Origin of the sequence: Arthrobacter sp. APC 3897 (genome assembly GCF_030407495.1) — a bacterium.
In the GTDB taxonomy this organism is placed as follows: domain Bacteria; phylum Actinomycetota; class Actinomycetes; order Actinomycetales; family Micrococcaceae; genus Arthrobacter_B.
Genome location: NZ_JASDDG010000034.1, coordinates 19722 through 41584, shown reverse-complemented (window position 1 = coordinate 41584; position 21863 = coordinate 19722). Strand labels below are relative to the sequence as shown.

Annotated in this window: 23 protein-coding genes; 19 read left to right on the top strand and 4 right to left on the bottom strand. The window is 64.5% G+C overall.

The window, feature by feature from the left end:
• Positions 1-22 precede the first annotated feature (22 nt).
• Positions 23-1372 (top strand): helix-turn-helix domain-containing protein, encoded by a 1350-nt coding sequence (locus tag QMA10_RS15435; RefSeq protein ID WP_290169756.1) that lies wholly within the window; start codon positions 23-25, stop codon positions 1370-1372.
• A gap of 16 nt (positions 1373-1388) precedes the next feature.
• Here the strand turns inward: QMA10_RS15435 and QMA10_RS15430 are convergent, their stop codons facing one another.
• Positions 1389-3056, bottom strand: a complete 1668-nt coding sequence (locus QMA10_RS15430) for a DHA2 family efflux MFS transporter permease subunit (protein WP_290169754.1) — start codon at positions 3054-3056, stop codon at positions 1389-1391.
• Positions 3057-3232: 176 nt separating this feature from the next.
• On the opposite strand from QMA10_RS15430, the gene QMA10_RS15425 reads away from it, so the two are divergent.
• The 11 genes from QMA10_RS15425 to QMA10_RS15375 all read left to right on the top strand — a co-directional run bounded on the left by QMA10_RS15425 (position 3233) and on the right by QMA10_RS15375 (position 13014).
• The gene (locus tag QMA10_RS15425) at positions 3233-4756 is read left to right on the top strand and encodes an aldehyde dehydrogenase family protein (protein WP_290169751.1); all 1524 of its coding nucleotides are present in this window, start codon (positions 3233-3235) and stop codon (positions 4754-4756) included.
• Positions 4757-4815: 59 nt separating this feature from the next.
• Positions 4816-5835 (top strand): alcohol dehydrogenase AdhP, encoded by a 1020-nt coding sequence (adhP, locus tag QMA10_RS15420; RefSeq protein ID WP_290169749.1) that lies wholly within the window; start codon positions 4816-4818, stop codon positions 5833-5835.
• Complete coding sequence (locus tag QMA10_RS15415; RefSeq protein ID WP_290169747.1) at positions 5835-6269, top strand: DUF779 domain-containing protein; 435 nt, start codon at positions 5835-5837, stop codon at positions 6267-6269. Before adhP ends, QMA10_RS15415 begins: the two co-directional genes overlap by 1 nt.
• A 133-nt stretch (positions 6270-6402) precedes the next feature.
• Complete coding sequence (locus QMA10_RS15410; RefSeq protein WP_290169745.1) at positions 6403-6771, top strand: YtxH domain-containing protein; 369 nt, start codon at positions 6403-6405, stop codon at positions 6769-6771.
• A 179-nt stretch (positions 6772-6950) separates the two neighbouring features.
• Positions 6951-7256, top strand: coding sequence for a DUF4193 domain-containing protein (locus QMA10_RS15405; protein WP_104052900.1), 306 nt, complete (start codon positions 6951-6953; stop codon positions 7254-7256).
• Between the two features lie 4 nt (positions 7257-7260).
• The gene (locus QMA10_RS15400) at positions 7261-7896 is read left to right on the top strand and encodes a nucleotidyltransferase family protein (RefSeq protein WP_290169741.1); all 636 of its coding nucleotides are present in this window, start codon (positions 7261-7263) and stop codon (positions 7894-7896) included.
• 163 nt (positions 7897-8059) lie between these two features.
• On the top strand, positions 8060-9247 hold the full coding sequence (locus QMA10_RS15395) for a TerC family protein (RefSeq protein WP_290169739.1): 1188 nt from the start codon (positions 8060-8062) through the stop codon (positions 9245-9247).
• Positions 9248-9497: 250 nt separating this feature from the next.
• The gene (locus QMA10_RS15390; protein ID WP_290169737.1) at positions 9498-10562 is read left to right on the top strand and encodes an ABC transporter substrate-binding protein; all 1065 of its coding nucleotides are present in this window, start codon (positions 9498-9500) and stop codon (positions 10560-10562) included.
• Positions 10563-11417, top strand: coding sequence for an ABC transporter ATP-binding protein (locus QMA10_RS15385; RefSeq protein WP_290169734.1), 855 nt, complete (start codon positions 10563-10565; stop codon positions 11415-11417).
• A complete protein-coding gene (locus QMA10_RS15380) occupies positions 11414-12232 on the top strand; it encodes an ABC transporter permease subunit (protein WP_290169731.1) in 819 nt (272 codons plus the stop codon). The genes QMA10_RS15385 and QMA10_RS15380 overlap by 4 nt, the downstream gene beginning before the upstream one ends.
• On the top strand, positions 12232-13014 hold the full coding sequence (locus tag QMA10_RS15375; RefSeq protein ID WP_290169730.1) for an ABC transporter permease subunit: 783 nt from the start codon (positions 12232-12234) through the stop codon (positions 13012-13014). Before QMA10_RS15380 ends, QMA10_RS15375 begins: the two co-directional genes overlap by 1 nt.
• Here the strand turns inward: QMA10_RS15375 and QMA10_RS15370 are convergent.
• Positions 12973-13611 (bottom strand): hypothetical protein, encoded by a 639-nt coding sequence (locus QMA10_RS15370; RefSeq protein ID WP_290169728.1) that lies wholly within the window; start codon positions 13609-13611, stop codon positions 12973-12975. The two genes, QMA10_RS15375 and QMA10_RS15370, sit on opposite strands and share 42 nt — an antisense overlap.
• A gap of 99 nt (positions 13612-13710) precedes the next feature.
• On the opposite strand from QMA10_RS15370, the gene QMA10_RS15365 reads away from it, so the two are divergent.
• A complete protein-coding gene (locus tag QMA10_RS15365; protein WP_290169726.1) occupies positions 13711-14493 on the top strand; it encodes a glycosyltransferase family 2 protein in 783 nt (260 codons plus the stop codon).
• Here the strand turns inward: QMA10_RS15365 and idi are convergent.
• On the bottom strand, positions 14448-15011 hold the full coding sequence (idi, locus tag QMA10_RS15360) for an isopentenyl-diphosphate Delta-isomerase (RefSeq protein WP_290169725.1): 564 nt from the start codon (positions 15009-15011) through the stop codon (positions 14448-14450). The genes QMA10_RS15365 and idi overlap by 46 nt on opposite strands.
• A gap of 35 nt (positions 15012-15046) precedes the next feature.
• On the opposite strand from idi, the gene QMA10_RS15355 reads away from it, so the two are divergent.
• From QMA10_RS15355 to QMA10_RS15330, 6 genes are read left to right on the top strand one after another with little or no spacing between them, the layout of a single operon-like run.
• Positions 15047-16114 carry a polyprenyl synthetase family protein gene (locus QMA10_RS15355; RefSeq protein ID WP_290169723.1) on the top strand — a complete coding sequence of 356 codons (1068 nt, stop codon included), beginning with the start codon at positions 15047-15049 and terminating at the stop codon, positions 16112-16114.
• Between the two features lie 45 nt (positions 16115-16159).
• The gene (locus QMA10_RS15350) at positions 16160-17029 is read left to right on the top strand and encodes a squalene/phytoene synthase family protein (protein ID WP_290169721.1); all 870 of its coding nucleotides are present in this window, start codon (positions 16160-16162) and stop codon (positions 17027-17029) included.
• Entirely contained in the window at positions 17026-18654 is a 1629-nt protein-coding gene (gene crtI / locus QMA10_RS15345) for a phytoene desaturase family protein (protein WP_290169719.1), read from the top strand. Before QMA10_RS15350 ends, crtI begins: the two co-directional genes overlap by 4 nt.
• Entirely contained in the window at positions 18654-19004 is a 351-nt protein-coding gene (locus QMA10_RS15340; RefSeq protein WP_290169717.1) for a lycopene cyclase domain-containing protein, read from the top strand. The genes crtI and QMA10_RS15340 overlap by 1 nt, the downstream gene beginning before the upstream one ends.
• The gene (locus tag QMA10_RS15335) at positions 19001-19363 is read left to right on the top strand and encodes a lycopene cyclase domain-containing protein (RefSeq protein WP_290169714.1); all 363 of its coding nucleotides are present in this window, start codon (positions 19001-19003) and stop codon (positions 19361-19363) included. The genes QMA10_RS15340 and QMA10_RS15335 overlap by 4 nt, the downstream gene beginning before the upstream one ends.
• 35 nt (positions 19364-19398) lie before the next feature.
• Positions 19399-20247 (top strand): prenyltransferase, encoded by an 849-nt coding sequence (locus QMA10_RS15330; RefSeq protein WP_290169772.1) that lies wholly within the window; start codon positions 19399-19401, stop codon positions 20245-20247.
• A gap of 94 nt (positions 20248-20341) precedes the next feature.
• Here QMA10_RS15330 and QMA10_RS15325 read toward each other — a convergent pair whose 3' ends face one another.
• Positions 20342-21832 carry a catalase gene (locus QMA10_RS15325; protein WP_290169712.1) on the bottom strand — a complete coding sequence of 497 codons (1491 nt, stop codon included), beginning with the start codon at positions 21830-21832 and terminating at the stop codon, positions 20342-20344.
• Positions 21833-21863 lie beyond the last annotated feature (31 nt).

Genomic DNA, 21863 nt, shown 5'->3' with positions numbered 1-21863 from the left:
TCGGTGTGGATAGGTTGGGGCAGTGCACAATCAGGACTACGGTGATCCGCCTCAGCGCACCGCGGATGCCCTGCAGCGGGATGCTTTCCGCGCCCACGAAAATCTTGGCTCCGCGGACGGCCTGACGCGCTGGCTCCGGCCCCCGGTCCGTGAATCCTGGCAGCGTTCCCTGCGCCACCACGCAGACCCGGACGAGGCTGTTCCGCAGCTGGTGTTTACCGGATCCGAACTGGCGGAGTACCGCACCTCGCATCCGCTTGCAGCCGTCATGCCGGTCATCCGGCGGCTGCTGGTCCGCCCCGGCACCGACACCGGGCTCCTCGTGGCCGTGGGAGACGAACTCGGGCGGCTGCTGTGGGTGGAGGGCGACGACGACGCACGCCGGCTCGCGGAGCGAATGCTGTTTATCCCCGGCACGGACTGGTCCGAGCGTTCCATAGGAACAAGCGCCCCCGGAACCGCACTGGCCTCGGGGCAGAGCGTTCAAATCATTGGAGCTGAACACTTCAGCCGCCAGGTCCACTCGTGGAGCTGCACCGCAGTACCCGTGCATGATCCGGACACGGGAACCCTCATCGGCGTCGTCGACATCACCGGCAGGGACGAAGCCGTGGCAGCCCACACCCTGGCGCTGGTTGAAGCCACGGTGGCCGCTGCGGAATCCCAGCTAAAAGTGGAACGGCTCCAGGAGGCCGGCCGCAGCAGGCGCCGGCGCCCGCGCGTGGTGGGTTCAGCACCGCGTCCGCAGCGCCGGAACCTGCTTCGGCAGGACAGCCTGCAAATCCTGGGCCGTGATCCGGCCGTGGTCAATGTTGGCGGCCGTCCCGCGACGCTGAGTACCCGGCACGCTGAACTGCTCACGCTCCTGGCTCTGCATCCCGCCGGGCTCACCGCTGATGAACTCTCGGTCATGGTCTACCCCGAAAGCACCTCGGTCAGCACCGTCCGTGCGGAAATGCTGCGGCTGCGGAACCTGCTGGGAAAGCACAGCCAGGGCTCGCCCGAACCACCGCTTGTACCGCAGTCCCGGCCCTACCGGCTTCCGCACGAAGTGGTTATTGACGCCAAACAGGTGCTTGGATACCTGGAGAACGGCGCCTACCGGCTTGCCCTGGGCCTCTACCGGGGGCCGGTCCTCCCACGTTCGGATGCACCCGCCATTACAGCCCTCCGCAGCGAAGTAAGCATGGTCCTGCGCGAGGCCATGCTCTCCGACGCCGGTCCGGATTCCCTGCTGGAGTACTTGGCCCTGCCGGAGGGCAGGGACGACGTCGAAGCCTGGTCCCGCGCACTCCGGCTGCTTCCGGAGCGCTCGCCGCGGAAAGCCTCGATAATGGCGGGCCTCCAGCGTATCGAGGCCGAACTGGGCTGACCCGCACCGCGGCAGGTTAGGCGGAGTGAGCCGCGGGGCCCTCCTCCGGAGCACGCACCCCGGCAGGCTCACCGGCCTGCGGCCCGATGACCGGCTTGATGCGCAGACTGGTCACGAACCCAATCAACAGTGCGGCAGCGGCGATCCACCCCGCCAGCGATGCCCCGTCGGTCATGGCTTCCCGGGCAGCGTCCGCCACGAAAGCGGTCTGTGGATCCGCCGCCAGGGCAGAGATGCTGCCGCCGGAGGTTGCATTGACGGAATCCACGACAGCACCCAGCTGCGGGTTGCCGGCAACGGCATCCGCGACCCGGTCCTCGGTGCCTGTGCGCAGGGTGGAGAAGAATGCCGTTCCCAGCACCGCGATACCGAGCGCTGATCCGGTCTGCCGGGCTGTACTTTGGGTGGCCGACCCCTGTCCGCTCCTGGCGACGGGAACTTCGGCCAGGACCACGGAAGTGAGCTGGGCAGTGGCCAGTCCCACGCCGATGCCGTAAACCAGCAGAATCGGGGAGGTAAGCCAAGCAGTACTGTCCGGGCGGATCAGCAGCGCCAGGGCGGCAATGCTTAGGATCTCCAGCCCCAGTCCCATCCGCACCACCAGGATAGGGCTGAACCTCCGGGCCAGGGCCGCCACGCCTCCGCTGGCGAGGAAGGAACCCGCAGCCAGCGGCAGCAGAGCCAGGCCGGCCTGGAAAGCGGTAAAGCCCAGCACGTTCTGGAACCACAGCGGCAGGGAGAGGATCAGGCCAAACTCACCGAAGCTGACAATGAGCGCGGTGATGTTGCCGTTGGCGAAGGACGGGATCCGGAACAGGGACAGATCGAGGATGACGCCCTTCCCCGCAGCCGTCCGCGAGCGCTGCAGCAGTACAAAACACGTCAGGGCAACGGCCGCCAGCAGGAAGGCCAGCGGAACAGGGGAAAGGCTCCCCACCTGGAACAGGGCGTCCTCAGACGCTGTCCACCAGCCGTAGGTTCGGCCTTCGATCAGCCCGAACACCAGCGCGCCGAAGCCGACAATGGACAGGGCGGCTCCGCCCAGGTCCAGCCGCTGGGCCGCACCGGCTACGGGCTCGGAGGACTCCGCGACAAACAGCAGCAGTCCGCCCACAACCAGGACACCAACCGGGATGTTGATGCCGAAAGCCCAGCGCCAGCTGGCATTCTCGGTCAGCCAGCCGCCCAGCAGCGGACCGACAGCCGCCATGCCGCCGATCGTTGATCCCCAGACGGCGAAGGCGATGCCGCGTTCGCGTCCCTGGAAATTGGCGTTCAGCAGAGCCAGTGTTGTCGGCAGGATCATGGATCCGCCCAGCCCCTGGATGGCGCGCCCCAGGATCAGAACGCCGCCGGACTCGGCGAGGGCGCACAGTATGCTCGCCGCAACAAACAGGACGACGCCGGCCAGCATCACCCGCCGTCGTCCCACCCGGTCCGCGATCCGGCCCCAGGTCAGGAGCAGCGCGGCGAAGAGCAGGGTATAGATTTCCTGAACCCACTGGATCTGGGTGCTGGAGATGCCCAGGTCACCCACGATTGAGGGCACTGCCACCGAAACAATGGTGGCGTCCATGATGATCATGGCTACGCCGAGGCTGATGGCGAGCAGGCCCCACCACCGGTAACGGACGTAGCGGCTGGTCCCCGGGGTTCCGCCGCCGGTATTGCCTTCGGTAGCCATGCGCCGTCCTTATGAGATCTGTCCGGGGGCAGGGCCGGAGTAATTGCCCACGGCAACAGTAATGCCTTTACGGGCAGCTGCACCATCCTTCGTGCTACGTAGATGCAACGTAGCCGCGCCTATGCTCAGTCCACCGACGGAAAAAGACACCGACGTCACAACTCCAGGAGCGCAACATGACCGTATATGCACAGCCCGGCACCGAGGGTTCCAAACTTTCCTTCAAGCCCCGCTACGAGAATTGGATTGGCGGCGAATGGGTGCCTCCGGTCAAGGGCGGGTACTTTGAGAACGTTTCTCCGGTCACCGGCAAGGTCTTCTGCGAAGTAGCCAGGGGTACCTCGGAGGACATCGATCTGGCACTGGATGCGGCACACAAGGCCGCGCCGTCGTGGGGCAAGACCTCCGTGGCGGAGCGGGCACAAATCCTGAACCGCATCGCCGACCGCATTGAGGAAAACCTCGAAATGCTCGCTGTCGCCGAGACCTGGGACAACGGCAAACCCGTCCGTGAGACGCTGGCCGCGGATATGCCGCTGGCCGTGGACCACTTCCGCTACTTCGCCGGAGCCGTCCGCGCCCAGGAGGGCACCCTCTCCCAGATTGACGACGACACCACGGCCTACCACTTCCACGAGCCGCTGGGCGTGGTGGGGCAGATTATCCCGTGGAACTTCCCCATTCTGATGGCAGTGTGGAAACTGGCCCCGGCGCTCGCCGCGGGCAACGCGATTGTACTGAAACCGGCGGAACAGACCCCGGCCTCGATCATGGTGCTCATGGAGCTGATTGCTGACATCCTGCCTGCCGGCGTGCTCAACGTGGTCAACGGCTTCGGAGTTGAGGCCGGCAAACCGCTGGCATCCTCCAAGCGGATCCGCAAAATCGCGTTCACGGGGGAAACCACCACCGGCCGGCTGATCATGCAGTACGCCAGCCAGAACCTCATTCCGGTCACCCTGGAACTGGGCGGCAAGAGCCCCAACATTTTCTTCGCAGACGTAGCGCAGGAGGACGACGCCTTCTATGACAAGGCGCTGGAAGGTTTCAACATGTTCGCCCTGAACCAGGGCGAAGTATGCACCTGCCCCTCCCGGGCCCTGGTCCAGGAATCCATTTACGACTCCTTCATGTCCGATGCGCTGGCCCGGACCGCGCAGATGATCCAGGGCAACCCGCTGGACACCAACACCATGGTGGGTGCCCAGGCCTCTAATGACCAGCTGGAGAAAATCCTCTCCTACATGGACATTGCCCATCAGGAGGGAGCGAAGGTCCTCACCGGCGGAGAACGGCTGGTCCTCGACGGCGATCTCGCCGGCGGTTTCTACGTCAAGCCCACGGTGTTTGAAGGCACCAACAATATGCGCATCTTCCAGGAAGAGATCTTCGGCCCGGTGGTGTCAGTGACCCGGTTCTCCGACTACGGAGAGGCACTGGCGATCGCCAACGACACCCTTTACGGGCTGGGAGCCGGTGTCTGGGCCCGCAACGGGAACACGGCGTACCGTGCCGGACGGGACATCCAGGCCGGCCGGGTCTGGGTAAACAACTACCACGCGTACCCCGCGCACGCGGCGTTCGGCGGGTACAAGTCCTCCGGCATCGGCCGCGAGAACCACGCCATGATGCTGGACCACTACCAGCAGACAAAGAACCTGCTGGTCAGCTACGCCGAAAACAAGCAGGGCTTCTTCTAACCCCGGCCAACCGAACCTACGCTGAACAGACCCCTGCGTGTCGAAGAGATGAGGACCTCATGGCAAATATGCGAGCAGCCGTAGTCAATGCACTCGGAGAAGAACTGTCAGTGGAAGAAACAGCGGTTCCGGAGCCCGGGCCCGGCCAGGTGCTCGTCAAGCTGGTCACCACCGGCGTGTGCCACACTGACCTGCACGCCGCCCAGGGCGACTGGCCGGTGAAACCCGCTCCGCCTTTCATCCCCGGCCACGAAGGCGTTGGTGAAGTTGTAGCGGTTGGAGAGGGCGTGACGGACATATCGGTGGGAGACATGGTGGGCAATGCCTGGCTGTGGTCCGCCTGCGGCGTTTGTGAATACTGCCGGACCGGGTGGGAGACGCTCTGCGAGCAGCAGCAGAACGGCGGCTACAGCGTTAACGGGTCCTTCGGAGAATACATGCTGGTTGACGCCAAATTTGCCGCCCGCATCCCCGAGGGGGCGGACCCGGTGGAAATCGCTCCGGTGCTGTGTGCCGGAGTGACTGTTTATAAGGGGTTGAAGGTCAGCGAAGCACGGCCCGGCCAATGGGTGGTGATCTCCGGGGTTGGCGGGCTGGGCCATGTTGCGGTTCAGTATGCCAAGGCCATGGGCCTGCGGGTGGCTGCAGTGGACATCGCTGACGACAAGCTGGAGCTCGCTGCGTCATTCGGTGCCGAAGTGGTGGTCAATGCAAGCAACGAGGACCCCATCGAGGCGATCCAGTCCAAGATCGGCGGTGCACATGCCGTGCTGGTGACGGCGGTCCATCCCTCGGCGTTCGGCCAGGCGATCGGCATGGCCCGGCGCGGCGGCACCATTGTCTTCGTGGGCCTTCCGCCGGGCGACTTTCCGGCACCTATCTTCGACATCGTGCTCAAGGGTCTGACCATCCGCGGTTCAATTGTGGGGACCAGACAGGACCTCGCCGAGGCCATAGATTTCTATGACCGCGGCCTCATCCACCCGAAGGTGAGCACCCGGAACCTCGACGAGATCAACGCCGTGTTTGAGGAGCTGGAGCAGGGCAGGGTCGACGGACGGGTGGTTGTCCGGTACTGATGGTTGCCAATGAGCAGGCAGACACCCGCCACGCCGCAGCTCGGCCTGCCGGAGTGCTGGACGCCGCCGTCACTCTGCCCGGGGAAGCCTTTTCCCGGGTGGCGTTGACGCCTGCGGCGCAGGAGCTGCTGCTGCAGCTGAGAGAACAGCACGGACCGCTGATGTTCCATCAGTCGGGCGGCTGCTGCGACGGTTCTTCGCCCATGTGCTATCCGGCCGGAGATTTCATAACCTCTGAAGCGGATGTGCTGCTGGGAACATTTGAGCTGTCACCGGGGGAGCACCTGGACTTTTGGATGTCCCTGGAACAGTTCGAATACTGGAAGCACACTCACCTGACGGTGGACGTGGTCCCGGGCCGGGGGAGCGGCTTTTCCGTCGAAGCTCCGGAGGGCAAGCGGTTTCTCATCCGCTCCCGCCTGATGGGCGGCTAGGAACACCTGTCAGCGGAACCGGCCAGGACATAGTAAGGTTGCTGTTGATTCTTCCGCTTCCGGCGGTAGTGTGCGTATGAACACCCTGACGTTATTCGCTATGTCCCTACCCGGGGCAGGAATGAGGAGCACCATGGTTAAGAAATTCGTATTCCTGGCCGGCGCAGGCGTTGGCTACCTGCTCGGTTCCAAGGCCGGCCGCGAAAAACTGATGGAACTGTGGAAGGACCCCAAGGTCCAGGACACCGTTTCGCACGGCACGGAGTGGGCAAAGGAAAAGGCGCCCGGCCTGCAGGAGAAGGTATCCGAGGCGGCTTCCACAGCAAAGGACAAGGTCTCTTCTTCAGCAGATACAGGCAAGCCCGCCTCCTCGGCGGGTTCGTCCGCCCCCAAGCCCGCTGAGGCAAGCGGAACCGGCTCCGCTTCCAACGGATCCTTCACCACTGGCGGCAACCACACCATGGCTCCGGCCGAGGTGCAGCCCGAGCCCAAGAAGCCGTAGCAAAACCCCAGACAGATTCTCTGAAGGGGCGTTCCGTGCACGCGGAGCGTCCCTTCGGCGTGCCTGCGGCTAATATTTCCGGATTGTTGCCCCCGGAAACGGGGGAGTTGGCATCCATCCGTTACGATCAAGGCCGGATCCCAACAATGAGCTGAAAATAGGAGTGTGAGCCAAAGAAGATGGCGACAGATTACGACGCACCGCGCAAGACCGAGGACGACGGAGCATCCACCGCGTCCCTTGAAGAGCTGCAGGCCCAGCGCAGTGTGACCCCGTCCGCCACCGCCGTAGACGTTGACGAAACGGAGGCTGCTGAGAGTTTTGAACTTCCCGGCGCTGACCTCTCCGGCGAGGAACTGCTGGTCCGCGTGGTTCCGGCGCAGGATGACGAATTCACCTGCGCGTCCTGTTTCCTGGTTCGCCACCGCTCCCAGGTGGCCCTGGAAAAGAACGGCATGAAGTACTGCTCTGACTGCGAAGGCTGATATCGTGCCCGCCCCGGTGATCGGCCTTGTGCTGGCGGCCGGAGCGGGCACCCGTTTAGGCCTGGGTACCAAAGCACTGCTGCCCTTCCGGGGCAGGCCGCTGATTGAACACATCCTCATGCAGCTTCTCGGCGGCGGCTGCACTGACGTTTCCGTGGTCCTGGGCGCCGAGGCCGACCGGGTGCTGGCCCGGGCACAGCTGGACCGCGCCGGCATCATTGTCAACCCGTCCTGGGGTACCGGACTAGGATCCTCGTTTTCCCTCGGTGTCGCCGCCGCGCTTGCGGACCACCCGGGGGCCCGGGCGCTGCTGGTGGCGCTCGGCGACCAGCCCGGGGTGAGCGCCGCCGTCGTTGGCCGGCTGGCCGGACGCCATCAGCCCGGCCGGATTACCGCCGCCGGCTACCGGCACCCGGGGTCCGGAAATCTTCGCCGCGGCCACCCGCTGGTTTTTGACCCGGTCCTGGCAGCTGCTGCCGCGGAGACGGCGGAAGCAGACGCCGGCGCCAGGGCTTACCTGCACGCCAACCCGTCACTCATCGACGTCGTCGATTGTTCTGACCTTGCTGACGGGCTGGACGTCGATACCCCGGCTGACCTGCCGCTTCTGGAGATCGCTGCGAATAAGAAGTGGCAGTAACACTCCAAAACCCGTTAGACTGATCCATTCGTAGGGGAGTATCCACCTCGCCGTTATCCGTCAGCACGCCGGGCACCGATTGCCCTGCCGGATGCAGCGGGCGCCCTTTTGGGGTGCCGGAGAGACCTATGGTTATCTGACGAGCCTACGAAAGCGGATTTCCATGACTGTTTCCCCCTTGATCTGGGGAGTGACGATTGCCGTCATTCTGGGCCTGTTGGCCTTCGATTATTTCTTCCACATCCGCAAGGCCCACATTCCCACGCTCAAGGAAGCCGCAGTCTGGTCTTCCATCTACGTGGGCCTGGCGGTCATTTTCGGTGTCCTGGTCCTGGTCTTCGGCGGCGCCACCGCCGGAAGCGAGTATTTCGCCGGCTACATCACGGAGAAGGCCCTCTCGGTAGACAACCTCTTTGTCTTCCTCATCATCATGGCCAGCTTCCGGGTACCCCGTGAAGACCAGCAGAAGGTGCTGCTCTTCGGCATCGTCTTTGCCCTTATTGCCCGGACCGGGTTCATCTTCCTGGGCGCGGCGCTGATCAACTCCTTCTCGTGGGTCTTTTACCTGTTCGGCCTGATCCTGCTGATCACCGCCGGCAACCTGCTCAAGCCCGAGAGCAGCGAAAAGGATGAGGCCAACAACTTCATCATCCGCATCGCCAAGCGCGTGCTGCCCACCACCGACCATTACGACGGCGACAAGCTGATGACCGTCGAGAACGGCAAGAAGGTCCTCACCCCCATGCTGCTGGTCATGGTGGCCATCGGCGGAACCGATATTCTCTTCGCCCTGGACTCCATTCCGGCCATCTTCGGCCTGACCCAGAGCACCTTCATTGTCTTCACCGCCACCGCGTTCTCCCTGATGGGCCTGCGCCAGCTCTACTTCCTGATCGACGGCCTGCTGGACCGCCTGATCTACCTCTCCTACGGTCTTGCCGCGATCCTGGCCTTCATCGGCGTGAAGCTGGTGCTGCACGCGCTGCATGAGAACACCCTGTGGTTTATCAACGACGGCGAACACGTCTCGGTGGTGGAGATCAGCACCGGCCTTTCGCTCAGCGTCATCATCGGCGTCCTGGCCGTTACCGTCATCGGCTCGCTGATTAGCCCGGCCGGCAAGGCGCAGACCGCCGTGAACAACGCACGCCGCCACGCCAACGCTTACCTTGACCTGTCCTACACGACGGACGAAGGTGAACGGGAACGCATCTACACCGCACTCTGCGAGGAGGAACAGCAGATTGCCGGGATGGACCTCAAGTACCGGAACAAGGTCAAGGACATCGAGGAAATCCGGGCAGAGGTAGCCCGGGCGCATGAGGCGCACGCGAAGTACATCAGCAAGTAGAAATACCGCAGCAAGCAGAAACACCTCAGCAAGCGGCTGCACAGCAGGATGAAGTCCGGTCGGGGCCAGTGCCCCGACCGGACTTTTTTGTGCCTGCAACCGCTTTTGGCGGTCCCGGGGCGTTTACCGGCCCTGAAGGCAGCGCAAGCGCGGATCCGCCTGTTTACCGCAACGTAACGGAGGAAGGCGCGGACGGTAACAATACGTTCATAGGCTCGGGCCTTATTCGCCTACGGAAAGCCTGATAACGATGCCCCAGATCTCCCGGCCCACACGACGTTTCATACCAGTCCTTGCCGCCGCAGCGGCCGCGTCCAGCCTGCTCCTCGTGACAGCCTGCGCGGGTTCCGGGGCTGAAGCCGGCACAGATGCCGCAGACTACGGCCCCCTGGATGTGAACCTCTCCTGGATCAAGAACGCGGAGTTTGCCGGTGAGTACTTCGCCGACGCAAACGGCTACTACGCCGAGGAGGGCTTCAGCGAGCTGAACCTGATCGCCGGCGGCCCGGGCGGCACATCCACGGAGACCATGCTGCTTTCCGGCGGCGCACTTGTGGGCACCTCAAGCCCTATGGGCGTTGCTCCGGTCATTGTGGAGGAAGACGCACCGCTGAAGATCATTGGCACCACGTACCAGAAGAATCCGTTTGTGATCATTTCGCTGGACGGCAACCCGATTACCGCTCCGGAGGACCTGTTAGGCCAGCGGATAGGCGTGCAGGCCGGGGTCAATGAGACCCTGTTTGACGCCCTGCTGGAAGTTAACGGCATCGATGCCGGGGCGGTGGAGAAGGTGCCGGTCCAGTATGATCCCCAGCCTCTCGTCAACGGCGATGTGGACGGCTTCTTCGGATACCTGACCAATGAGGTGCTCACTCTGGAACTGGCCGGCCATACGACGGCGGTACTGCCCTTCGCGGACAACGGGCTGCCCTTCGTGGCGGAGAGCTTTGTCACCACTGACGAGAGCATCGAGGACCGGCGCGGGGAGCTCAAGGACTTCCTCCGCGCCACTCTGCGCGGCTGGAAGGACGCGGTGGCGGATGCGGACGAATCCGCACGTCTCGCTGTTGAGGTCTACGGCGCCGACCTCAACCTGGACCCGGCCAAGGAAAAGATGCAGGCCGAGGAGCAGAATACCAAGCTGGTGGTTACCGAGGAGACCGAAGCCAACGGCCTCTTCACCATTTCTGATTCCCTGATCGAGGAGAACCTGTCGATCCTGAAACTTGCCGGCTATGACCTCGCAGCCGAAGAAATCTTTGACCTGAGCCTGCTCGCGGAGGTCTATGAAGAGAATCCGGAGTTGAAGTAGATGCGTCAGGACGTGCGGCCGGCCGCACTGCCGCCCGCAGGCTCTTCGGTGCACAAGGACCCGCCGCAGGCCAGCTCAGGAACGGGAATCCGGCTCTCGGACCTGGGCAAGACCTTCGCCGCCAGCCGTCAGACGGTTACGGCGCTGGAAGCTGCGAACCTCAGCACGGAACGCGGCTCCTTCCTCTCCCTGCTCGGGCCGTCGGGCTGCGGCAAGTCCACCGTGCTCCGGATTCTGGCCGGTCTGGAAACCCCCACCACCGGGGAAGTGCTGGTGGATGGAAAGTCCCCCCGGGATCTTCGCCGCGGACACGAATTGGGCATCGCGTTCCAGGATTCAGCACTGCTGCCGTGGCGCAGCGTCCTCACCAACATCCGGCTGCCGCTCGAAGTCTCGGGGATGCCCGCTGATGACGCCTATATCCGTGAATTGATTGATCTCGTGGGGCTGACCGGGTTTGAGAAGGCCCGGCCGGCCCAGCTTTCCGGCGGAATGCGCCAGCGCGTTTCGATTGCACGTGCCCTGATTCTGAAGCCGTCAGTCCTGCTCCTGGATGAGCCCTTCGGAGCCCTGGATGATATGACCCGCCAACGGCTGAACCTGGAACTGCTGCGGATCTGGACCGAAAAGCCTGCCACTACGCTGATGGTTACCCACGGCATCTCCGAGGCCATTTTCCTGTCCGACACCGTGGCGGTCATGAGCCCGCGGCCGGGACGGATCAAGGAAGTCATCACGGTGGACCTGCCGCGCCCGCGCACCCCGGACATGATGCGCACGCCTGAATTCCACGCCCTGCATGACCACGCTTCGGACCTGCTGTTCAGCGGTCCGGCACCCGGGGGGACACCGTGAGAGGCAGACAGCTTCCGGTCTGGGCCGCGGGCCTGTCCGGCGCGGGCGGGGTACTGGCGCTGTGGTGGATCAGCGCCGCCACGTTCCTGCGCGGGGTCGGCGCTCCGGCCGGCGGCGGCACCGGGGCCATCCCCACGCCCTGGCAGGTACTGACCCAAATGGGAGCTGACGGATGGGGGTTCTACTGGCGCAATGCCTCGGTGACCCTGCTCGAAGCCGGTGCCGGCTACGCGTGGGGCAATGCGCTGGCACTGGCGCTGGCCTTTCTCGTTCTGCTGGTACCGCCGCTGGAACGCCTGGCCACCCAGCTGGCCGTGATCAGCTACTGCCTGCCGGTGGTGGCCGTGGGACCGGTGATCTTCATTGTCCTGGGTCCTCCCCGTTCCGGAGATCCTTCGGGTACCGCCGTCGCCCTGGCCGCACTGTCAGTCTTCTTCACCACCATGGTCAGTGCCCTGGCCGGTTTGAAGGCCGCTGACCGGTCCTGCCTGGACGTCGTGGCGGTGTTTGGCGGCCGCAGAATCCACCAGCTCGTGAAAGTCCGCATCATTGCTGCCCTTCCGGCCGTCCTGGCAGCCCTGAAAATTGCTGCCCCGGCTGCGTTGCTTGGCGCCGTCCTGGGCGAATACGTCGGGGGAGTGGACCGCGGGCTGGGTCCGGCCATGGTCAACGCCCAGCAAACCCTGGAAGTCGCCCGGGTCTGGGGTGTTGCCTTTGCCTGTGCCGGCCTGGCCGGGGGAGCGTTCGCGCTGCTGGGACTCATCTCCCGGTTCGCCGCCCCCTGGTCCTCCGGTGTCCGGACGGGAGGGTTCTGATGCAGGGAGTGTTCCGTTCCACTGGAAAGATGCTGTTCGGCCTTGCCCTGTCCCTGGCCGTGGTTGGGGTGCTGTGGGTTGGGCTGCTGCGCTTCTTCGACGTCTCCGCCTACATCGGCAAGGGGCCCCGGGAAATTTATGCCTACCTGCTCCGCGACCCGGAGTCAGCGGAAAACCGTGCCCTGATCATGGGGCAGCTGGGCCGGACCCTGCTGGACGCCGGAATGGGTTTTTCCGCGGGAATGCTGGCCGCCGCCGTCGGGGCCTGCCTCTTCACGGTCTTCCGGGGAGTGGAACAGGCACTGATGCCCCTGGCCATGCTCCTGCGCTCGGTGCCGCTGGTGGCGCTGGCACCCATGATCATCCTGATCTTTGGCCGGCAGGAAGCGGCGGTGGCTGCCATGGGCGGTATCGTGGTGCTCTTTCCGGCCCTGGTCACCATGGTCTTCGGTCTGCGGTCAGCCTCACCGGCCATGCTGGAAGTTGTCCAGGTATACGGCGGCAGCCGGCTGGATGTGTTCCGGAAGGTGGCACTGCCGTGCGCTGCCCCGGCCTTTTTCACTGCCCTGCGGGTGTCGATCCCGGGAGCACTGACGGGGGCGCTGCTGGCTGAATGGCTGGCGACCGGCCAGGGGATAGGTTACGGGATAGTCTCCGCCGTTTCCCGTGCGCGGTATGACGAAGTCTGGGCCGGCGTCGTCGTCGTCACCCTGGCATCGATCGTGCTGTACGCGCTGGTATCAGCGGTGGAGACGGCGCTGAAGCGGCGATCCGGCATTTGAGGCGGGAGCTGCCGGTTCCGGGTCCCGCGGGATCATTCGATTCATGACAATCCCGGCGAGCAGTGCGCCCAGTCCGCCGGCGGCGAGGTCCCCCATGGTGTCCTGGTAGCCAACGTTGATGGCCTCATCCACGTAGGCGTTGCCCCACCATTCCGCCAGTTCCCACAACACACTCACGGCCAGTCCCAGGGACAACACCAGGACCGGGACTGCCACGCGGGCTGCGGAAGGAGTGGAACGATGGCCGGGAACCGGAACGACACCCACACAGGAGAGCAGGAAATAGGTCATGGCGGCGATGACGCCTGTGGCGGCGAAGTGGATCGGAATGTCCCACCAGCTGATTTTGGCGTACAGGTCCAGGACACTGCTCCAGGCCGCCCCTAGCAGGGTCAATCCGTAGATTCCGTCGAAGACCCGGGGGATTTCCAGGGAACGGGAGATCAGCGTTCCTCCCAGGACCAGGAAGAACAGGGCCACGTCCACCGGGCCGTACCAGAGGAGGGCTGCCGCGAGGCTAAACAGGACGGTCAGCCGCACCCCGTCAGCGAAGAACTCTCCGGAACCGGCGGGACGGCGGAGGAGGGCGTCGATCATGACTTCACGGTAGCGCAGCGTGCAGCCGGGCGGCAGACGGAGCGGGGCTGGAACGTCCGCCGTGTCCGAGACGCATCCGGCCGCCGGTAGAATTCCTCCATGTCTGCTGCCCTGCCCTCAGTCAGCGTGGTGATTCCCTGCCTGAATGATGCCGCCGCCCTGGAATCGTGCCTGTCCTCTCTTGCCGCGCAGTCAGTGCCTGCGCTTGAAATAGTGGTGGTGGACAACAACAGCACCGATTCCAGTGCCGACGTTGCCCGCGCCCATGGAGCCCGCGTGGTCTTCGAAGCGGATCCGGGAATTCCGGCCGCGGCTGCGGCCGGATACGACGCCGCAACCGGAGACATCATTGCCCGGGCCGACGCTGATTGTCTTTTTCCCGTGGATTGGGTTCAGCGGATAGCAGAATCCTTCGCTGCCGATCCGGAACTCGGCACCCTTTCCGGGCCCGGCGCCTTTTACGGATTTCCCCGCCCGATCGGTGCGGCGCTCAGTGTGTTGTATCTGGGGTCCTATTACCTGGCCATGGGTTTGGCCATGGGGCATCTGCCGCTTTTCGGGTCAAACCTCGCCCTGCGCCGGTCAGTCTGGTCCGGGATCCGCTCCGAGGTGCACCGCAGCGATCCGGAAATGCATGACGACGTCTGTCTGAGCCTGCACCTGGGCCAGCGCTGCCGGACCCGCTTTGACCGGACACTGGTGGTGGGGATGGCTCCCCGGGCGCTGATTGGAACGGCGAACGTGATGCGGCGTTTCCGCCGTGCCTTTCACACCCTGCGGGCACACTGGCCGGCTGAAGCTCCGTGGGTTCGCTGGCCCCGCCGTTTCTCCCCTGCCTACGCAGGCAGGGCAGAATCACTTCCGGCGAAAACCTCCGGATAGAGCAGGGGCAACTGCAGCACCAGCCAGGGGCTGAAGGCCCACGGGGTCAGGCGCACGGACTCGGCCAGAGCCAGCGGGTCCGCCCATTCCCAGTCCATGACTTCGTCCGCGGCAGGCACGGGATCTGCATCCGTGACCGCCGTATAGACGGGACAGATCTCGTGTTCCACGATCCCCGAGGCGTCCACGGCACGGTAGCGGAAATCCGGCAGCCGGAGCTCAAGCCGGTCCCTCACCAGCGTCAGGCCCAGCTCCCGCTCCGCCCGCCGAATGACGGCATCTTCGGTGGCTTCGCCCGGACCGGGGTGCCCGCAGAAAGAATTGGTCCACACCCCCGGCCAGGTCAGCTTGCTCAAGGCCCGCCGGGTAACGAGCAATTGCCCCGTACGGTTAAACACGTGAGTGGAAAACGCCAAATGCAGGGGCGTATTCGTTGTATGGACCGTCGATTTTTCCTGCGTTCCGACGGGCCTGCCATCCGAATCCACGAGAACTACCAGTTCCCCGCGTTGCGTCATTTCTCCTCCGTATATTCAACGTGTTTACTTGACCTATGGAGACCGAACCACTGCTTGACCCAGCTGTCGGACACGAGCAGGTGGAAGGTGTTCTGCGTGAATTCTTTTCCCAGGCAAAGCGTCGTGCAGCCAAACTTAGTCCCAGCTACCTTAGCCTGTGGGACACATTGGAGAAATCCACGGTGGGCGGCAAGCGCGTCCGCCCGGGAATCCTGATGACCGCCTACCACCATCTGGGCGGCACGAATACGGAAGCGGCGGCCCGCGTCGGAGCAGCCTTTGAGCTGCTGCACACTGCGCTGATTATTCACGATGACGTCATCGACCTGGATTTCATGCGGCGCGGACAACAGAATGTTTCAGGCACCTACCGGGACCTGGCGCAGACCGCAGGGCAGACGCAGGAGGCCGCCCGGCACCGGGGCATGTCAGCGGGAATTATCGCGGGAGACCTGGCTCTGATCGGTGCGTTCCGGATGCTGGACACCGTGGACACCGACCAGAAGACCCGCCTCCGGCTCGCGGCGATCCTGGATGACGCAGTCTTCGCCTCCGCAGCAGGCGAGCTCATCGACGTGGACTTTTCCTTTTCCCCCGGTGCCCCGCAGATCCCCGAGATCCTCGACATGGAGCGCCTGAAGACGGCGGTTTACTCGTTCGAAGCACCTTTGCAGGCCGGTGCGGTGCTGGCCGGGGCAGATGACGACGCCGTCGCAACCCTGGGTGACTTTGGCCGGAACACCGGGATCGCCTATCAGCTTGTCGACGATCTGCTCGGCGTTTTCGGCAAGGAAAGCGCCACCGGCAAATCGAACCTGAGTGACCTGCGGGAGGGCAAGCGCACTGTCCTGATTGCCCACGCCGCCCAGGGGGAATCCTGGGATGAACTGTCCCACCTCATCGGCTGCCCGGAGCTCACTCCCGAAGAGGCGGACCGTGCCCGTGAGCTGCTCATCAGTTCGGGTGCCAGTGACTACGCCCGAAACCTGGCTGAGGAGTACGCCGACCGCGCCCGTTCCCACCTGGACTGCCCCTCACTTCCGGAATCGCTGCGCCAGGTGCTCGAACGCATCGTGGCCGGCGCCGTAAACCGGGGACGGTAGGCGGTGGTGCGGGAAAGCGGTCTGTCGCTTTACAACAGGGTCGCCGTGGAGACATCATCCATGGTGATCCGCTCCTATTCCACGTCCTTCGGACTGGCATCGCGGCTGCTGAAGTCCCGGACCCGGCTGCAGATCGAGGCCATCTACGCGCTGGTGCGCCTGGCGGATGAAATTGTGGACGGAGTGGCTGCGGAAGCGGACCTGCCTCCGGACGCCGTGGGCCGCATGCTGGATGAGCTGGAGGCGGAGACGCACCGGGCCCTGAAAACCGGGTACAGCGTGAACCTGGTGGTGCACGCCTTTGCCCTGACCGCCCGGACCACCGGTATTACCGAGGAACTGACCACCCCGTTCTTCCGTTCCATGCGTGCTGATCTTCTCCGCACCGAGCACACTGCCGAGTCCTTCAATGACTACGTTTACGGCTCTGCCGAAGTGATCGGCCTGATGTGCCTCCAGTGCTTCCTGCACGGCACCGAGGTCAGCGGGGACCGTGCCAAACGGCTGCAGGAAGGTGCCCAGCGGCTGGGAGCCGCCTTCCAAAAGGTCAACTTCCTGCGGGATCTGGCCGATGACTTTGACACCTTGGGCCGCAGCTATTTTCCGGGCGTCAGCGTGGGGTCCTTCTCCGAGGCGGATAAGCACCGCCTGCTGGATGACATCGATGCTGATCTGTTGATCTCCGGGGCGTCCATCGCCGAGCTCCCGCCGGCGGCCCGGCCCGCCGTCGCGCTCGCCCAGGAACTGTTCAGTGAACTGGCCCGCCGGCTGCGTGCCACCCCGGCCGTGGAACTGCGGGGCACACGCGTCAGGGTACCCAACCCGGTGAAGCTTCGCATCGCCGCGGCAACCCTCTACACCCACCGCCTGCGCCGTCCGGTGCCGGGCATCACCAAGGCCGGAAGGCAGCCATGACCCGCAGGACCGCATCCGCACCTCCCCGCACCGCCGTGGTGATCGGCGGAGGCATCACCGGCCTGGCCACGGCTGCCCTGCTGGCCAGAGAGGGTCTGCGGGTCACCGTCCTGGAGAAGCAATCCGTGGCCGGCGGCCGCACCGGCACCTGGCAAAGCGCCGGTTTCAGCTTCGACACCGGCCCCTCCTGGTACCTCATGCCCGAGGTTTTCGACCACTTCTTCCGCCTGATGGGTACCTCGGCCGAGGAGCAGCTGGACCTGGTCCAGCTGGATCCCGGCTACCGTGTCCTCTTTGAGGATTCCAGCGAGCCGGTGGACATTGCCGCCACACGCGCAGAGAACGTAAAACTGTTCGAATCCCTCGAGCCCGGCGCCGGAGCCAAGCTGGAGAAGTACCTGGACTCCGCCGCCGACGTCTATGACATGGCCAAAAAGCGGTTCCTGTACTCCACCTTCGCGTCCTTCCTCCCGCTGCTGCGCCCCGACGTGCTCAAGCGCGGGCCCCGGCTGGCTCAGCTGCTGCTGCAGCCGCTGAGCTCCTTCGTGGCGCAGAAGTTCACCGACCCCCGCATCCGGCAGATTCTGGGCTACCCGGCGGTATTCCTGGGCTCGTCACCGTTCACCACGCCCAGCATGTACCACCTGATGAGCCGCCTGGACCTGGCGGACGGAGTGCTCTACCCGATGGGCGGGTTCACCCGGTTGATCAGCGTCATCGCCGATCTGGCCGCCGCGGAGGGCGTCACGATCCGCACGGACGCCACCGTCACCCGGATCCGCACTACGGAGCCTGAACCCGCCGGGCGGCTGGACCGTTTCCGCCGCCGCCCCGGCGTCCGGGCCACCGGCGTCGAATACACCAACGTTTCCGGACAGTCACTGGTGCTGGACGCCGATCTGGTGGTCTCCGCGGCGGACCTGCACCACACTGAAACCTCGCTGCTGCCCCGGAACCTCCAGACCTATCCTGAGAGTTACTGGAAGCACCGCATCCCCGGCCCCGGCGGGCTGCTGCTGCACCTGGGTGTCCGCGGGACACTGCCGTCCCTGGCCCACCACACACTGCTCTTTACCAAGGACTGGAAAGAGAATTTCGGCAAGATTTTCGGCAGGGAAACCTCTGTGCCGGATCCGGCGTCGCTCTATGTCTGCCGCCCCAGCGCGACCGACCCCGACGCCGCTCCCGAGGGCTGCGAAAACATCTTCGTCCTGGTGCCGGTGCCCTCTGATCCCTCCCTGGGCGCCGGCGGCATTGACGGCGGCGGTGACGAACGGATCGAACGAATGGCCGACGCCGTCATTGAACAGATCTCGCAGTGGGCGGACATCCCGGACCTCGCCGAACGCATCACGGTCCGGCGGACGGTGGGCCCGCAGGACTTTGTCCAGGACCTGAACTCCTGGCGCGGAACACTGCTGGGCCCGGCCCACGTGCTCAAACAGAGCGCGTTCTTCCGCGGTTCCAACGCCAGCCGCAAGGTGGACGGCCTGCTGTACGCCGGCGGTTCCACCTTGCCGGGCATCGGACTGCCGATGTGCCTCATCAGCGCGGAACTGGTGCTCAAGCGGCTGCGCGGAGACGTCAGCACGGAAGAGCTCCCGGTACCGGCGAAGGGTGCCTAGTGGGATTTCTCTATCTTTTCCTGCTGTTTGCGTCGATAGGCTGCATGGCGCTGCTGGATCACCGGTTTAAGCTTTTCTTCTTCGCCGACGCGCGGCGTGCCTCGCTGGTCACGGGAATCGGCCTGGCATTTTTTCTGCTGTGGGATCTGGGCGGCATTGGCCTGGACATTTTCTACCGGGGCGAGACGCCGATCATGCTCGGGATTGTCCTCGCACCGCACCTGCCGGTGGAAGAAGTCTTTTTCCTCGGCTTCCTCTGCTACCTGACCATGGTACTTTTCGGCCTGGTGTCACTGGTACTGAACCGCGTCGACAGACTCAGCGGCTCCCGGCAGGAGGAGGGCCAGTGACGTACTGGGCACTGAACGCAGTGTTCCTGGTTCCGGCCGCCGCGGTACTGGTCCTTGCACTGATGCGGCGGACGACGACGGCGGGCGGCCGCGGGGGCATGCTGGCCGCGCTGGGCATCACCGCCGCCGTGCTGCTGATCCTCACCGCCGTGTTCGACAACGTGATGATCGCAGCGGGACTGTTTTGGTACAACCCGGAGCGTATTTCCGGTGCCTTTATCGGCAGGGCACCGCTGGAAGACTTCGCCTACACAGTTGCCGCCGTGCTGCTGCTGCCGGCGCTGTGGATGCTCCTTGGAAAACGGAAGAACACCATGAAGGCCCCCGCCGCCACCACCAATCCCCGGGAGAAGCAGTGACCACAACCACCCGCACGGCGGGCTCAACGCTGCGGATGCTGCTCGTTTCATCCAGGCCGCTGTCCTGGGTGAACACCGCATTTCCGTTTGCCGCCGCCTACCTCATCACCACCGGCGGCATTGACCTGACCTGGGTGCTGGGAACGCTGTACTTCCTGATTCCCTACAACCTGGCGATGTACGGCATCAATGACGTTTTCGACTATGAATCGGACCTGCACAATCCCCGCAAAGGCGGAGTGGAGGGTGCGGTGCTGGACCGCGGTTTCCACCGGATCACGCTGTGGGCCGCCGTCGTCACCAATGTTCCGTTCCTGGCCGCCCTGATCCTGCTGGGCAATCCGCTGTCCTGGCTGGTGCTCGCCGTGAGCGTCTTTGCCGTCATTGCCTACAGTGCCCCCGGCCTGCGGTTCAAGGAACGCCCGTTCCTGGACTCCATCACCTCCAGCACGCACTTCGTTTCGCCGGCGGTCTACGGGCTGGTTCTGGCGGGAGCAGTGTTCACGCCGGGGCTCTGGGCGGTGCTGGGCGCATTTTTCCTGTGGGGAATGGCGAGCCAGGCATTCGGTGCAGTGCAGGACGTGGTGCCGGACCGTGAAGGCGGGATCAGCTCCATCGCCACCGTCCTCGGTGCCAAAGCCGTGGTCTGGATTGCCGCCGCAGCCTACCTCGCCGGCGGACTCCTGATGCTGCTGACCCCGTGGCCGGCCACGCTCGGCGGCCTGCTGGCACTGCCGTACATCCTCAACCTGCTGCCCTTCCTGGGCATTTCGGATGCGGATTCGGAACGGGCGAATCTCGGCTGGAAGCGCTTTTTGAAGCTGAACTTCTTCACCGGGTTCCTCGTAACCATGCTCATCATCTGGTACTGGCCCAACCGGTAGCGGCAGCCCGCACACACAAGAGCGGCCGGCCCCCGAAGGGACCGGCCGCTCTTGTCATTCGCCAGCCGCGGAAGCGGCTGCCGGAAGTCCGGAGTTAGTCGGCAACGCCCACAAACTCGGCCTTCTCGTTTGCGGTGGTCTCGCCTGCAGCCAGGTTCAGGCGCAGCTTCTCGCCCAGGGTCGCATCAACGTTGGTCCAGTACTGGATCGCAGCTTCGCGGATGTGCGGGCGCTGAACGCCGGAGACGGCACCGGTGATCGTTTCCAGGAAACGCTCCTTGGCGGCGTCGTCAAACACCTCGCGGTACAGCGTGCCGGCCTGGCCGAAGTCGCTGTCCTCGGAGTGCAGGGTTGCGGCGGCGCGGACCAGCGAGCCGTCGCTCTCCCAGGAGCCCTCGCCGGCAAGTGCAGCGTCGGCTGCGGGGCCGCCCAGGGTGTTGGGCGCGTAGACCGGGGTCTCGGGGGAGTTGAAGAAGTGACGCTGCGCGCCGTCCTGCGAGTAGTTGTTCACCGGAGCCTTGGGTGCGTTCACCGGGATCTGGTTGTAGTTGGCGCCGATGCGGTAACGCTGTGCATCCGGGTAGGAGAAGATGCGGGCCATCAGCATCTTGTCCGGGCTGGCGTCAATGCCGGGAACCAGGTTCGCGGGGGACAGGGCAACCTGCTCGATCTGCGCGAAGAAGTTCTCCGGGTTGCGGTTCAGGGTGTGGGTACCCACCTTGATCAGCGGGTAGTCCGCGTGCGGCCAGACCTTGGTCAGGTCGAACGGGTTGAACCGGTACGTCTTGGCATCTTCGTACGGCATGACCTGAACGTGCAGGTCCCAGGACGGGAAGTTGCCTTCGGCGATGGCCTCGTACAGGTCGCGGCGGTAGTAGTCGGCGTCTGCGCCGGCAATCTTCTCTGCCTCGGCACCGGTGATTTCGTGGTTGCCCTGGTTGGACGTGAAGTGGTACTTCACCCAGAAGCGCTCGCCGGCGGCGTTGATCCACTGGTAGGTGTGCGAGCCGAAGCCGGGCATTTCACGCCACGACGTCGGGATGCCGCGGTCACCCATCAGGTACGTGACCTGGTGTGCGGACTCGGGGGAGTTGGTCCAGAAATCCCACTGCATGTCAGCGTCACGCAGGCCGGAGCCCGGGAGGCGCTTCTGCGAGTGGATGAAGTCCGGGAACTTGATGCCGTCGCGGATGAAGAACACAGGGGTGTTGTTGCCCACGATGTCGTAGTTGCCCTCGGTCGTGTAGAAACGCAGTGCGAAACCGCGCACGTCGCGCCAGGTGTCGGGGGAGCCCTGCTCACCGGCCACCGAAGAGAAGCGCTGGACGGTTTCCGTCACGGTGCCCGGCTGGAAGACAGCGGCACGCGTGTACTTGGAAACATCCTCGGTAACAACGAACTCACCAAATGCGCCGCCGCCCTTGGCATGCACAATGCGCTCCGGGATGCGCTCGCGGTTGAACTGGGCCAGCTTCTCGACCAGGTAACGGTCGTGCAGCGCAATGGCTCCGTTGGGGCCGGCGCTCAGCGAGTTGGCATCGCTGCCAACCGGGGTGCCGGTCTGGGTGGTGGTGAAATTAGACATGCTCTCTCTTTCTTAAGGGTGTTGAGATGAC